At 64.6% G+C, this 12,713-nt stretch carries 14 protein-coding genes and 1 tRNA gene; 5 read left to right on the forward strand and 10 right to left on the reverse strand.

The genetic code is table 11. The features are described 5' to 3' along the window. Positions 1 to 636, reverse strand: coding sequence for a response regulator transcription factor (locus UNPA324_RS33010; RefSeq protein WP_027577504.1), 636 nt, complete (start codon positions 634 to 636; stop codon positions 1 to 3). A gap of 148 nt (positions 637 to 784) precedes the next feature. On the opposite strand from UNPA324_RS33010, the gene UNPA324_RS33015 reads away from it, so the two are divergent. Beyond that, positions 785 to 1,096, forward strand: coding sequence for a hypothetical protein (locus tag UNPA324_RS33015; RefSeq protein WP_128919910.1), 312 nt, complete (start codon positions 785 to 787; stop codon positions 1,094 to 1,096). 154 nt (positions 1,097 to 1,250) lie between these two features. On the opposite strand, the gene UNPA324_RS33020 is transcribed toward UNPA324_RS33015, so the two are convergent. The 7 genes from UNPA324_RS33020 to chpT all read right to left on the reverse strand — a co-directional run bounded on the left by UNPA324_RS33020 (position 1,251) and on the right by chpT (position 7,751). Then, the gene (locus UNPA324_RS33020; RefSeq protein WP_128919911.1) at positions 1,251 to 1,754 is read right to left on the reverse strand and encodes a response regulator; all 504 of its coding nucleotides are present in this window, start codon (positions 1,752 to 1,754) and stop codon (positions 1,251 to 1,253) included. A 141-nt stretch (positions 1,755 to 1,895) separates the two neighbouring features. Beyond that, the gene (locus tag UNPA324_RS33025; RefSeq protein WP_027563592.1) at positions 1,896 to 2,213 is read right to left on the reverse strand and encodes a hypothetical protein; all 318 of its coding nucleotides are present in this window, start codon (positions 2,211 to 2,213) and stop codon (positions 1,896 to 1,898) included. A gap of 2 nt (positions 2,214 to 2,215) precedes the next feature. Further along, positions 2,216 to 3,094, reverse strand: coding sequence for a CheR family methyltransferase (locus tag UNPA324_RS33030; protein ID WP_128919912.1), 879 nt, complete (start codon positions 3,092 to 3,094; stop codon positions 2,216 to 2,218). A gap of 59 nt (positions 3,095 to 3,153) precedes the next feature. Beyond that, positions 3,154 to 3,540: a response regulator gene (locus UNPA324_RS33035; protein ID WP_128919913.1), complete on the reverse strand. Its 387-nt coding sequence runs from the start codon at positions 3,538 to 3,540 to the stop codon at positions 3,154 to 3,156. A gap of 31 nt (positions 3,541 to 3,571) precedes the next feature. After that, a complete protein-coding gene (locus UNPA324_RS33040) occupies positions 3,572 to 4,048 on the reverse strand; it encodes a chemotaxis protein CheW (protein WP_141938207.1) in 477 nt (158 codons plus the stop codon). A gap of 24 nt (positions 4,049 to 4,072) precedes the next feature. Further along, on the reverse strand, positions 4,073 to 6,901 hold the full coding sequence (locus UNPA324_RS33045) for a hybrid sensor histidine kinase/response regulator (protein WP_141938210.1): 2,829 nt from the start codon (positions 6,899 to 6,901) through the stop codon (positions 4,073 to 4,075). Between the two features lie 196 nt (positions 6,902 to 7,097). After that, positions 7,098 to 7,751, reverse strand: a complete 654-nt coding sequence (gene chpT, locus UNPA324_RS33050; RefSeq protein WP_181769607.1) for a histidine phosphotransferase ChpT — start codon at positions 7,749 to 7,751, stop codon at positions 7,098 to 7,100. A 205-nt stretch (positions 7,752 to 7,956) separates the two neighbouring features. On the opposite strand from chpT, the gene cysQ reads away from it, so the two are divergent. Continuing rightward, positions 7,957 to 8,781: a 3'(2'),5'-bisphosphate nucleotidase CysQ gene (cysQ, locus tag UNPA324_RS33055; protein WP_246667270.1), complete on the forward strand. Its 825-nt coding sequence runs from the start codon at positions 7,957 to 7,959 to the stop codon at positions 8,779 to 8,781. On the opposite strand, the gene UNPA324_RS33060 is transcribed toward cysQ, so the two are convergent. Next, a complete protein-coding gene (locus UNPA324_RS33060) occupies positions 8,775 to 9,260 on the reverse strand; it encodes a YHS domain-containing (seleno)protein (protein WP_141938219.1) in 486 nt (161 codons plus the stop codon). The genes cysQ and UNPA324_RS33060 overlap by 7 nt on opposite strands. A 139-nt stretch (positions 9,261 to 9,399) precedes the next feature. Here UNPA324_RS33060 and UNPA324_RS33065 point away from each other — a divergent pair, with 139 nt between their 5' ends. The 3 genes from UNPA324_RS33065 to UNPA324_RS33075 all read left to right on the forward strand — a co-directional run bounded on the left by UNPA324_RS33065 (position 9,400) and on the right by UNPA324_RS33075 (position 11,654). Beyond that, positions 9,400 to 10,005 carry a DUF1134 domain-containing protein gene (locus UNPA324_RS33065; protein WP_128919925.1) on the forward strand — a complete coding sequence of 202 codons (606 nt, stop codon included), beginning with the start codon at positions 9,400 to 9,402 and terminating at the stop codon, positions 10,003 to 10,005. Positions 10,006 to 10,125: 120 nt separating this feature from the next. Continuing rightward, positions 10,126 to 11,418, forward strand: coding sequence for a coiled-coil domain-containing protein (locus UNPA324_RS33070; protein WP_141938222.1), 1,293 nt, complete (start codon positions 10,126 to 10,128; stop codon positions 11,416 to 11,418). A gap of 161 nt (positions 11,419 to 11,579) precedes the next feature. After that, positions 11,580 to 11,654, forward strand: a tRNA-Val gene (locus UNPA324_RS33075). Between the two features lie 191 nt (positions 11,655 to 11,845). On the opposite strand, the gene UNPA324_RS33080 is transcribed toward UNPA324_RS33075, so the two are convergent. After that, positions 11,846 to 12,685, reverse strand: a complete 840-nt coding sequence (locus UNPA324_RS33080) for a universal stress protein (protein WP_128919927.1) — start codon at positions 12,683 to 12,685, stop codon at positions 11,846 to 11,848. Positions 12,686 to 12,713: the final 28 nt, after the last annotated feature.

The raw sequence follows: 12,713 nt of genomic DNA on the forward strand, positions 1-12,713 counted from the left end.
TTACGACGCGCGCTGGGCCGCGGTCATCACGATGCGGATCAGATCGGCGGCGTTGCGCGCGCCGAGCTTCTTCATGATGTTGGCGCGGTGATCTTCGATCGTGCGCGGGCTGATGCCGAGCGTGCGGCCGGCTTCCTTGTTGGACGCACCGGAAGCAAACTGCTCGAGCACCTCGCGCTCCCTGCGTGTCAGCGGCTCGCGTCCGGGGAAATGCAGCGAGCCGAATTTCGGCGAGGCGTTCTCCGCCTGCCGGCGCGCATAGGCGCCGATCGCCTCGTCGAGCCGGCCGACGATCTCGCTGCCGCGGAACGGCTTTTCGATGAAGTCGAGCGCGCCGCTCTTGATCGCGCCCACCGCCATTGCGATGTCGCCCTGTCCGGAGATCATGAAGATCGGCGCCGGGTAGTCCTCGCCCTGCAGCTCCTTCAGAATGTCGAGGCCCGACTTCCCGGGAATGTGCACGTCGAGCAGGATCGCAGCAGGCGTGCGGTTTCGTGCCACGGAGAGCAGCGCTGCGCCGTCCGCAAAACAGATCACCTCATAACCCGCCGCCTTCAACACCATCGACAGAGTGTCGCGAACGGCAGGGTCGTCGTCGACCACGAAGATTTCACCGCGAGAGCTTTGTTCGGCCATGTGCCACATCCGGTTGGCATGAAGGACTCGCGTCCGCGCCCCGTTTATGGCGTTCGGCGCGGATTCGGCCCACCCGTATTTGTACGGGACATGGACTTAACGCACAAGTAGCGACCGGGTGCCTAATTGCGGGGTACGGAGAATATCCATGCTAAATTTCGCTGGCACATCCCCGCTCGTCGCGATGCCTGAAACTGACTGCCGTCAGTTGATCGCCGCCGATCTTCGCGCTCTGATCACACGGATCGAGAGCAGCATGCGCCTGATCGACGCGGCTATGATGGAAGCCGGCGTGTCGGAAACCGGCCCGGCGCGCGGAGATCCGGCCGGTTCCGCCGATATTTTCGTGCTCGACGACGTCACGCCGCGCTATGCGACGGCGAGCGCCGCCCTCAACGCCTGTCGGGCGGGCCTTGGCCACGCCCTGCGATGTCTGTCGGAATCCGGCGACCCGGCATAGAGCGATCAGCGCGGCGCGCCGGCCGCGTCCCATCGCATGGCGGTTCCGCAAGCCGGAAGCGCGATGAGATTTGGATGAATCGTCATCGCGCCTTAGGTTATTGTTTGCGCATGATCTTTCCGGAAAACTGCTTCGCACTTTTCCGGATCATGCTTTAGGCGCGGTGCCGTTCCACGATCGCGTCGGTGGCGACACCGCCCCAGGTGTGGATCGCGGGAAGGCCCATCGCGGTCTTGCCGAGATTGGCAAGACTGATGCGCAGGGCCGCGAGGTCGAGCGGTTTCGGCAGGCTCTGGAGCTCGATCCCGACGGACCTGGCGAAGCTGCGAGCGGCGCTGCGGCGCTTGCCGTCCATGCCGCTGATCACGATCACGGCACCGCCGAACTTCGCCGCCGCCATCTCGCGCAGCACGTCGATGCCGTCGCCGTCCTCCAGCACGAGATCCAGCGTCACGCAATCGAAGCGGGCCGCGCGCAGCTTCTCGATCGCGTCCGCCACGGACGGTGCCACGGTGACTTCGTGGCCGGCCTGCTTGGCAGCGACCGTGATCAGGCTGCGCTGCGTGGCGTCGTCATCGACTACCAGAAGCTGAAGCGCACGCCGTTCGGCGCCGTCGGGCAGGTTTGACGTCATGGGCGAAAGAGGACTTCTGGGCATTTCCGTATCCTGAGATTGAGACCGTCAATGGATACACGGGTCGCGCTTCGGCCACGTAAAGCCGCTGACGCGAATTCGCTTTGATATCTTCAGAAAGTGTGAAGCAAGAGATCGGAAAGGACGGCGACGGACGCGGGCAGATCACGCCGCGGCATCATGGCCGCCGGCCGCACCGCGCTTCTTCCTGTTCTTGCCGCGCAGGAACTGGATGTCCATTTCGGCGCCGTTGACGCGGACCAGCTCGCAGCGACGATAGGCGAGGCCCGTGGACGACAACAGCAGGAAGAACTCTTTCAGGTTCAACCCCTGAATCGAGCCTTCCACCGTGAGAATGGCGTCGGTGTCGGAGATAGCGTTGAGCTTGCAGTCGCGGCGCCAGGTGCCGTCGATGGCCATGATGCAGACATCATAGCCCCGACTGAAAGTCACGCGTTCAGTACCCTTGCCATCCTCGGCCATGTCTACCGTCCTGCCATGACCGCGAGGCGCGGCGCCACGCCGGCGAGAACCGGCTTGGCGACGGCGGCACGCGGATCGTTCGGCTTGTAGAGGCCGCGCCGCTCCGCAATCGGGCGGAACGTATCGGTCAGGCCGACCACGGTTTCGGCCGCGCCCAGCACCAGGAAGCCGTCTGGCTCGATCTGGCGCGCCAGCCGGTTGAAGATGTTGATCTTGGTATCCTGGTCGAAATAGATCAGCACGTTGCGGCAGAAGATCACGTCGAAGGTGCCGAGCTGGGAAAAGTCGTGCAGCAGGTTGAGCTGGCGATGCTGGATCATCGCCCGCAATTCGGGATTGACCTGCCAAGTCTCGCCGGTCTGCTTGAAATACTTGACCAGCATCTGAATCGGCAGGCCGCGCTGCACCTCGAACTGGCTGTAGACGCCGGCCTTGGCCTTCTCCAGCACCTCCTGCGACAGATCGGTCGCGATGATCTCGATGCGCCAGCCGGTGAGGGCCGCGCCCATCTCCTTCAGACACATCGCCAGCGAATACGGCTCCTGCCCGGTCGAGCCGGCGGCGCACCAGATGCGCACGCTGCGTTTGCCGGCACGCGCCTTGATGATCTCGGGCATGATGGTGTCGCGAAAATGATCGAACGGAACCTTGTCGCGGAAGAAGAAGGTCTCATTGGTGGTCATGGCTTCGACCACGTCGGTGATCAGCTGACGCGAGCCGCCTTGCAGCTTCTGCACGAGCTCGGCGATGCCGGAGAGGCCGGCCTTGCGGGCGAGCGGCAGCAGGCGGCTTTCGATCAGATATTGCTTGTCTGCGGACAGGTCGAGGCCGGAATTGTCCTTCAGGAACTTACGCAGGTACTCATACTCGGTCGGGGTCACTGACGCCTCTTCGAAGCTGTACTGGAACACTCTGGCCAAAATGCGCGGGCCAGACTCACTCAGACCATGGTTTGTCCGACCGGGATCAAGCCGACTTCAGCAAACTTGTCGGCGATAATGTCTTTGTCGAAGGGCTTCATGATGTACTCGTTGGCGCCGCCGCTGAGCGCCTGGGCGATATGCGCGACGTTGTTCTCGGTGGTGCAGAACACCACCTTGGGCTGGTCACCGCCGGGCAGGCGGCGCATGTGGCCCATGAATTCGAAACCATCCATCACGGGCATGTTCCAGTCGAGCAGCACCGCATCGGGCAGCTGCCGCTGGCAGATCTCGAGCGCCTTCGAGCCGTCCTCGGCCTCGGTCACTTCGAATTCCAGGCCCTCCAGGATCCGACGCGCGATCTTGCGCACCACGCTGGAATCATCGACCACCAAGCAGGTTTTCATTTCGGTTCTCCGGCTCCGATGTTTCGTTGGCTCACGCGGCCATCTGCACTTTGGTTTCGAGTTCGAGGACACGATCGACGTCGAGGACGACCATGAGTTGACCGTCGAGGCGGTGGACGCCGCCGGCGAGCTTGGCCATGCGGGGGTCGAGGTTGACGGGATTCTCTTCCATGCCGGCCTCGGGCAGGCGCAGCACCTCGCCGATCTGGTCGATCAGGAGGCCGTAGGATTCGCCGCGCAAATCGACGCCGACCGCCATCGGCACCTTGCCGTCCTCGGGCTGCGGCAGGCCGAGACGGGCGCGCATGTCGACCACGGTGACGATGCGGCCGCGCAGATTGAGCACGCCGGCGATCTCGCGCGAGGACAGCGGCACGCGGGTGACGCGCTCGGGCATGAACACGTCCTGGACGCGGGAGATCGGCAGGCCGAACAGCTGGCCGCCGATCATCGCGGTGACGTATTCGACCATGGCGCCTTCGCTGGACTGCATCTTGGTGTTGGCCATAAGCCTGTCTCCTGATCCCGTGGGTTACGCCGCCGCCCGGCTCAGCTCGGAGGCGCCGGCGGCGCCCGCGGTCTGCTCCTTCAGCGCCGCGATCAGACCGGGACGGTCGAACTTGGCGACATAATCGTGGAAGCCGGCCTGACGGCCGCGCTCGATCGCCGCCGGCGACACCAGCGCCGACAGGCCGATGATCGGCATCGAGCCGAGATTGTTGTCCGCGCGAATGGTCTCGGCGAACTCGAACCCGTTCATGTCGGGCATCTCGATGTCGGTCAGCACCACGTCGAAGGTTTGGGCGCGCAGCGCGGCGAGGCCCTCCTGCGCGGTCGGCGCGGTGCGGACGCGGTAGCCGGCGGCCTTGAGCACGGGCGCCAGCATGTTGCGGAAGAACGCGCTATCGTCGACCAGCAGCACCGACTGCGAGTGCAGCGACGGCTTCATCTCCTTGCGGGTGAACCAGTCGGCGAACGCCATCGGCAGGAAGTGGCCGACGTCGATCACCTCGGTGGCCTGGCCCTTGATCACGGCCGAGCCGAGAATGCCGGAGGAGGAGCCGCCGACCTCGATGTTGAGCCGTTCCTCGACGATGTCGATGATCTCGTCGACGACGAGGCCCATGGAGCGGCCGTCGTCGGCGAACACCAGGATCGGCTGGGCGCCTTGGCTGGCGATGGTGACGCCTTCCATGGCCACCAGCGGCATCAGCTGCTCGCGGTATTGCACCATGTAGCGGCCGTTACTGAACTCGATCTTGTCGGCCGGCAGCTCTTCGAGGCGCGTGACGAGCCCGAGCGGGACCGCCTTGGGCTGCGACGAGCCGGCGCGGAACACCAGCAGCGAGGTGGTCTGCTCGCCCGAGCCGATGTGATGGGCGCCGTTCTCGTCGCCCATGTCATGGGCCGAGGAGCCGGCGGCGCCGAGCGCCTTGGCAATGCCGTTGGGGTCGATGATCATGATGACGGCGCCATCGCCCAAAATGGTGTTGCCGGAGAACATGTCGATGTGACGCAGCTTGGTCGACATCGGCTTGACCACGATTTCTTCGGTGTGGAACACGCCGTCGACGACGATGCCGAAGGTCTGGCTGCCCACTTGCGTGACCACGATGAAGCCGTTCTCGGGATCGCTGGCCGCGCCGTCGTCGATCTTCAAGAGCTTCTTCAGATGGATCAGCGGCAGCAGCTTGTTGCGCAGCCTGAGCACCGCGGTATCCTTGATGCGCTCGATGCGGTGCTCGGAATTGGCGCGGGCCCGCACCAGCTCGACCACCGAGAGCTGCGGGATCGCGAAGCGGTCGCCGGCAGCTTCCACGATCAGCGCGGAGACGATGGCCAGCGTCAGCGGGATCTTGATGGTGACCGAAGATCCTTCGCCGGCCACCGACTTGATGTCGATGGTGCCGCCGATCTGATCGATATTGGTGCGCACCACGTCCATGCCGACGCCGCGGCCGGAGACCGAGGTGATGGCGGCCGCGGTCGAGAAGCCCGGCGCGAAGATGAACTTGTGGATCTGGGCTTCGCTCATCTTCTCGAGCTCGGCCTCGGTGACGAGGCCGGACGAGATCGCCTTGGCCTTGATCTTCTCGGTGTTGAGGCCTCTGCCGTTGTCGGCGATGCAGATGATGATGTGGCCGCCCTCGTGATAGGCGGACAGGCGGATGGTGCCCTGCTCGCCCTTGCCGCTCGCGAGACGCTCGGCGGGGGTCTCAAGGCCATGATCGGCGGAGTTGCGCACCATGTGGGTGAGCGGATCCTTGATCAGATCGAGCACCTGGCGGTCGAGCTCGGTGTCGGCGCCGTGCATCTCCAGCTCGATCTGCTTGCCGAGTTCGCTCGAGAGGTCGCGGACGATGCGGGGCAGCTTCTGCCAGGCATTGCCGATCGGCTGCATGCGCGTCTTCATGACGCCTTCCTGCAGCTCGGCGGTGACGTTGGACAGGCGCTGCAACGGCACCTTGAACTCGGTGTCCTCGTTGCGGCGGGAGATCTCCAGCAGCTGGTTGCGGGTCAGGACCAGCTCGGAGACCATGGTCATCAGATGCTCCAGCGTATCCACGTTGACGCGGATCGACTGGTTGGCGACGCGGTCGCCCTCGCTCGCCACCTCGTCGGCCATCGACTTCTTCGGCGCGACCTTCTCCTTGGCGGCGGGTTTTGCGGCTTCCTTCGCAACAGGGGCTTCGGCGGCCGGCGCGGGTACAGCCTCAACCTTGGCAACGGGCGCAGGCACCGGCGCTTCGATCGCGGTCTCGCGGAAGGCACGCTCGAGCTCGTCGAGCGAGACTTCGCCGGGACGCAACGGGCGCTCCAGGGTCTGGTCGATCAGCGAGCCCGAGGTCATCTCCTTGGCGGGTGCGGCAGCCGGGGCTTCCGGCGCCAGAGGCGGGGCGTCAGTAACGGGAGCAGAACCTGCCGCCGGCATCGGCTGCGCCGAGCCTGACGCGATCGGCGAGGCCGACGCTGACATTGCCGCCATGCCCTGCTCGACCATCGCTTCCAGCTTGTCGATGAGGTCGCGGTCGGTGCCCTCGGGCTCGGCCTCGGTCGCTTCCAGGCCGGCCAGAATCTCCTTGATGCGGTCGATCGAGGACAGGATCACCGTCACCGCTTCGGCCGTCACCGGCATGCCGTCACGGAATTTGCCCATCAGCGTCTCGCCGGCATGCGCCAGCGCTTCAAGCCTGGGCAGGCCGAGGAAGCCGCACGTGCCCTTGATGGTGTGGACCAGGCGGAAGATGTTATCCAGGATCTTGGCGTTGTTCGGCTCCTGCTCGAACTTCACCAATTGATTGTCCACGGTGTCCAGGCTCTCGCTGGTCTCCGTCAGAAACTCCCGCAACAGATCATCCATGAAAACAGGCCTTCATACAGGAAGGGCGCGCACGAGGCGTGATGCGCCATTTCGGAATGGGGCCAGCTTCACCGCAAAGCGTTTAATATTGGTTGAGTATGTGCAAAAGAACGGAACCAACAAAGAGATAAGGCGCTCCGGACAAGCCGAAGCGCCTCGTAAAGATTCGCTTAAGAGGTCGAGCGCGACGCGCCGTTTACGAAGCGGTAATGGTGATGGCTTCGCCTTCCGGCGCAAGCTTCACGGTAAGCCCGCAGGCCTGCGCCAGCAGCCGCGTATAATAAGGCTGGATCGCATGCGCATCCGCGGCGGGCCCGCGCTCCCCACTCAGCAGCTCGGAGATGTTCTGCGGCAGGCGCGCGTTATGGCCGGTCGCGGTGATGCGAAAGCTCATCGTCTCGCCCTCGCCGATCGGGTCGATCGTCAGCATGCCGCCGCGCGGGATCGTGTGCTGGGCGACGACCAGCATGTTGAGCAGCAGCTTGACGCGGTTCTTCGGCAACAGGAGCCGCGGGAGATTCCAGGTGATCGAACACTTGCCGTCCTCGATGTGGCCTTTCGCCATGGTCTGGGCATCGCCGAGATCGATCTGCGCGCCGGAGGAGCCGGCCGCGCCGAAGGCGAGACGGCAGAACTGCAGCCGGGCGGAGGCGGTCTTGGCGCTCTTGCGGATCAGGTCGAGCGCGAATTCGCGGTCTTCCGGCTTGGGATCGTCGTCGAGCACTTCGAGCCCGTTGACGATGGCGCCGACAGGGCTGATGAGATCGTGGCAGACCCGCGAGCACAAGAGCGCGGCGAGTTCGAGCATATCGGGAGCAGTAGCGGTCGCGGGCGACGAGGCGTCAGACATATAAAGGGGTCCTGGAGGGTTCCTGGAATTGCACGGCGCTGGACGCCGCGAATCACGCATGCTTGACGGATGCTGCGGGTTCTAACATTCGCCAGCCCGCGGCAGCTAGCTTGCGATCACGTCGAGGCGGTCATAAAGCCCAATCGAATCGTTCGGGGGCGAATCAGTCGAGAAGGAACGAATTGCCGATGATTGAGGCATCCAGGTGAAGCGGATCATCGACGGCGCGGCCGCATCCGGCCTGATGGAGCCCTTGACGGCGCTGGTGGTGAAGGCGGGCGAGGCGATCCTTTCCGTCAACCGCGCGGCGATGCGGATCGACGGCAAGCAGGATGGCTCGCCGGTAACCGAGGCCGACCTTGCCGCCGACCGTATCATCGCGGAGGGCCTGGCAGAGCTCGCAGGCGACATCCCGACCCTCTCGGAAGAACGGACCCAGCTCGCCGCTCCGCCGTTTGAGGGCAGCTTCTTCCTGATCGATCCGCTCGACGGCACCAAGGAGTTCGTCGCCGGGCGCGACGAGTTCACCGTCAACCTCGCCCTCGTGACGTCGGGTGTGCCGCTGCTGGGCATCGTCAGCGCGCCCGCGCTCGGCCTGCTCTGGCGCGGCATCGTCGGCCGCGGCGCCGAGCGGGTGAGGTTTGACGGCGCTACCATCGGCGCGGCCGAGCCGATCCACACCCGCAAGCTGCCGGCGCGGGATGAGCCCTGGATCGCGGCGGTGAGCCGCTCGCATGGCGATCCCAGGAGCGAGGCGTTCATCGATGCCAGGCCCAACGCCGTGAGAACGACCTGCGGCTCGGCCGTGAAATTCGGCCGGATCGCAGAAGGCAGCGCCGACATCTACCCCCGCTTCGGGCCCACCTGCGAATGGGACGTCGGGGCTGGCTCCGCGGTCGTGACCGCGGCCGGTGGCAGGGTGACCGACGGCAAGGGCGGCGAGCTCCGCTTCGGCGAGCGGCACGCGAGCGGCTTCATCATCCCGGAGTTCATCGCCTGGGGCGATCCGTACGCGGCAGGCCGCTACTGACTGAGCTGTTCCTGAATGGCCGGCCAGCGCTTGCCCACCTCATAGAGAAATCGTTCGGGATTGGCGGCGAAGGCGTCACGATTGGCTTCCCGGCTGAACAGATAGAGCCGCTGCGCCGCGATCGTGAAGAAACGGGGATTGCCGGCGATGGTGACGCCGCGGGCGATATCGGCGGGATCGTAGCCGCCGAATTGCGGCCCATAGATTTCGGGATGGGCGAGGAAGGAGGCGCGGTTGCCCTCGTTGCGGAAGCGCCAGACCGCGCCCCAGAGATTCGCCTCGAACTCTGCGTTCCCCTTCACCGCCCGGCCGTCGACGAAGTAGGCCACGGGGTCGAAGCCTTCGATGGCAATTCCGGTGAAGCGGTTGACGACGACCCGCTCGGTGGTGGCAGCCTCGGCCGGCAACCCCAAGCCGATGATCCATATGCCCGACAGCAGGCAGACGAGGAGGCCGATCAAGGCAATTCCGGGGCGCAAAGGGCTATCTTCCTGCCGTTGTGCCGTCATAGTTGCTGCGGATAACATCCGAGTCGAGGGGACATCCGGCGCAACCTAGAGCCGCGTCTGTTGGCGTCAGGTTAAGGAAGCGACCGGAATCGATACCAGGGGTTCTTTTATGACTTTCGCATCACGCCTCGCTGCGCTCGCGCTTGCCGCGATGGTCGGCTGGATCGTGCCGGCTTCGGCCCAGACGGCGCCGCCGCCGGACCTGCCGCCGCCGCAGCGGACCCCGACGCCCAATACTTACGGGCCAGATGAACTCGTCGGCGCCGGGCACCGTTTCTTCGGCAACGTCTCGCGCGGGCTCGCCTCGATCATCGAGAAGGCGGTCAGCCAGTGGGGCCTGCCCAACGGCTACATCCTGGGTGAGGAAGGGTCCGGCGCCTTCGTCGCCGGCCTGCGCTACGGCGAAGGCACGCTCTACACCAAGAACGCCGGGGATCTGCGCGTCTACTGGCAGGGCCCCTCGCTCGGCTTCGACTGGGGCGGCGACGGCGCGCGCACCATGACGCTGGTCTACAACCTGCCCGCCACCAACGCGATCTACCAGCGCTTCGCCGGCCTCGACGGCTCGGCCTACATCATCGGCGGCTTCGGCATGACGGCACTCACCGCCAACAACATCGTGCTGGTCCCGATCCGCTCCGGACTCGGCCTGCGGCTGGGTGCCAATATCGGCTATCTCAAATACACCCCGCGAGCGACCTGGAACCCGTTCTAGGGTCTTCTGCTCCCATCCGGTTACGGATCAAGGTTAACGTCAGGCCGGGGCTGGCTTTTTGCCGGCGCCCCATGGCATGGTCGTTGGTGAATTTTTCCTTAAGCTTGGGAGTTCTGGCCCATGGTCGAACCGATCATGTACCTGGCGATCGGTTTCCTGCTCTCGATGCTGTGCGGACTCGCGATCGTGCCTCTGGTGCATAACCGCGCCGTGCGCCTGACCACGCGCCGGCTAGAAGCCGCAACGCCGCTGTCGATGGCGGAGATCCAGGCCGACAAGGACCAGCTGCGCGCCGAATTCGCCATGTCGGCGCGGCGGCTCGAGCTGAGCGTCGACCAGCTCAAGAACAAGACCACGAGCCAGCTCGCCGAGCTCGGCAAGAAGAGCGACGCCATCAACCGCATGAAGATCGAGCTCGGCGAGAAGAACGCCACGATCTTCGCGCTCGAGGCGCGCGAGAAGGCGGTGAAGGAGCAGCTCCGCGCCACCGAAGAGGAATTCAACGCCAAGACCGAAGCCTTGCGCGCCGCCGAGAATGCGCTGACCGACAAGCAGAACGAGCTGGCAAAAATCAATTCCGAACTGTCCGACCGCTCGCTGATGGCGGAGAGCCGCCAGGTCGAGCTGCTCGCCGTGCGCGCGCAGATCGAGGAATTGAAGAACCGCGTCGGCGACGCCGAGAAGGAATTTGTCGCCACCCAAGCGCGCCTCGCGCAGGAGCGCACCGAATCCGAGACCGCCTCGCGCGAACTCGGCGAGGCCCGTAGCCGGGTCGAGAATCTGAGCCAGCGCGTCACCGAGCTCGATCGCCAGTTGATCGGGCAGGTCAAGGAAGCCGAGATGCTGTCGGGCCGCGTCGCCGACCTCGAGGGACGGCTGGCCACGCAGGGCAAGCTGCTTGCGGAGCGCGACTATGAGAACAACCAGCTCCGTCAGGCCAATGAAGCTGCCGAGCGCACCGTCAAGGAGCTGCGTGTGGAAATCGCGGGCCTGAGCAGCGCGAAGTCGTCGTCCGCGGTCGCGACCCTGCGCGCGGAAAAGACGGCGCTCGAGGAGCAGCTGCGCATCGCGCGCGACGAACGCGCTAAGCTCCAGCGCGACGTCAACACGATCCAGCAGCAGGCCGAGAGCTCCTGGGCGACCGAGCGGATGGAGAATGCGCTTTTGCGCGAGCGCATCAACGACATCGCCGCCGAGGTGGCAAAGCTCGCGATGCAGCTCGAAGGTCCGAACTCGCCGATCGAGGCGCTGCTGGCGGCCGAGGCCGGCCAGCCGCCGAAGCCGGCGCCGCGCCCGGCCAACGATGCCACAACCAACGGCGCGCCGAGCCTGCCCGAAGGCGGCGGAACACTGGCCGAGCGCATCCGGGCGCTGCAGGCTCACGCCTCCCGCGCCCGCCAGCAGGGCGCGTGAGCAGCCCAAAACCGCCCTTTCCGACGCGCGCGGCGTGATTGGCGCAAGCTTTTCCGGCTTCGAGCCACCTGGAAACTTGACACCTCAAGCCCGCACTTCTAAATCGCGGGCTCCGATGCGCCGGCCGGCCGACAAGGTCCGGCCGCCTGCATGATGGTCCCGGGCGCATAGCTCAGCGGGAGAGCGTTCCCTTCACACGGGAGAGGTCCAAGGTTCGATCCCTTGTGCGCCCACCATTCATCCTCCTGAACCCCTGCCGGTTGCGGACGATTACCCTACCCTGACGGCTGTCTGGGCCGTCCAAATCAAAAATGTCGAAAACAACCCCATGCACAGTAGCCGACGTCAGTCGGATCAATGGGTTACGGCTTTCCCGAATTTTTGTTGCTCAATCGGCAAAACAGGGGCATGAGGCCCCCTGACCGCTCTAATGAGCCATCAGGACCGGCAGATCCGCGTGTTCCATGATGTAGCTGGTCGCCCCGCCGAATATCATTTGCCGCAGACGCGTGCGGGTGAAAGCACCCTTGATCAGGAGATCGCAGCCGTTAGCCCTGGCGGCATCGAGGACCGCCTCGCCGGTATCGCGATTCCCCAGCTCAACCCTTATCGCCTCGGATGCAATGTCATTGTAGCGCAGTTGCTCGACGATGCGATCGGCAGATGGTCCTGGTACCTCCTGGCCGCCAATGACAGTTAGAACCGATACCCTTTTCGCCAAGCGAAGCAGCGGCATGGCAAATGCGTTTGCCCGCGCTTGCTCGGTACTACCATTCCAGTGGATCATGATGTTTGTCGCGACGCTTGTCGGTGCATTCAACGGCGCCAGCAGGACCGGCCTGCCGCTCTCAAACAGCGCGGATTCGATCGCGCGACGGTGAAGGCCCGCAGCATCGACGTCAGACCGTGCCATCACGATCAGATCGAAAGCGCGCCCATAATTTCCGACAAAGTCTTCGCCCTCGGGCGCGTTCTCCAGCCAGCCGAAGCATGGCCGACCTGAACCCGCAGTGGCTCGATGAATGTCGTGCTTCAGCATGAATGCTTCGAAGAAGTTGCGCATGTCGCTCAATTCGGCCTCGCTCTTCGCCTCATACGAATCCAGGAGGATGCCGGTGGCCAATTCTGCGGCCACATATGGCGGGATGCCGAACCGAAGCGGAAAGCCTTCGATATAGGCTCCGGAACGCTGAGCGAGGCCTACGACGACATTCAGCGTGGATGTCATCATCGGAATATTTTGAAGCGGGACCAAGAGCGTCTTCATTTTCAACCTCCCCGTGTTTTGGTGAACA

The sequence above is a fragment of the Bradyrhizobium sp. UNPA324 genome (assembly GCF_006658635.1).
GTDB lineage: Bacteria > Pseudomonadota > Alphaproteobacteria > Rhizobiales > Xanthobacteraceae > Bradyrhizobium > Bradyrhizobium nanningense.

Coding starts and splice junctions, on each gene's coding strand:
- UNPA324_RS33045 (WP_141938210.1), bottom strand. CDS start 6,901: ATGGATGATCTGTTGCGGGAGTTTCTGACGGAGACCAGCGAGAGCCTG.
- UNPA324_RS33070 (WP_141938222.1), top strand. CDS start 10,126: ATGGTCGAACCGATCATGTACCTGGCGATCGGTTTCCTGCTCTCGATG.
- UNPA324_RS33035 (WP_128919913.1), bottom strand. CDS start 3,540: ATGAAAACCTGCTTGGTGGTCGATGATTCCAGCGTGGTGCGCAAGATC.
- UNPA324_RS33015 (WP_128919910.1), top strand. CDS start 785: ATGCTAAATTTCGCTGGCACATCCCCGCTCGTCGCGATGCCTGAAACT.
- UNPA324_RS33080 (WP_128919927.1), bottom strand. CDS start 12,685: ATGAAGACGCTCTTGGTCCCGCTTCAAAATATTCCGATGATGACATCC.
- UNPA324_RS33025 (WP_027563592.1), bottom strand. CDS start 2,213: ATGGCCGAGGATGGCAAGGGTACTGAACGCGTGACTTTCAGTCGGGGC.
- UNPA324_RS33010 (WP_027577504.1), bottom strand. CDS start 636: ATGGCCGAACAAAGCTCTCGCGGTGAAATCTTCGTGGTCGACGACGAC.
- UNPA324_RS33020 (WP_128919911.1), bottom strand. CDS start 1,754: ATGCCCAGAAGTCCTCTTTCGCCCATGACGTCAAACCTGCCCGACGGC.
- chpT (WP_181769607.1), bottom strand. CDS start 7,751: ATGTCTGACGCCTCGTCGCCCGCGACCGCTACTGCTCCCGATATGCTC.
- UNPA324_RS33040 (WP_141938207.1), bottom strand. CDS start 4,048: ATGGCCAACACCAAGATGCAGTCCAGCGAAGGCGCCATGGTCGAATAC.
- UNPA324_RS33065 (WP_128919925.1), top strand. CDS start 9,400: ATGACTTTCGCATCACGCCTCGCTGCGCTCGCGCTTGCCGCGATGGTC.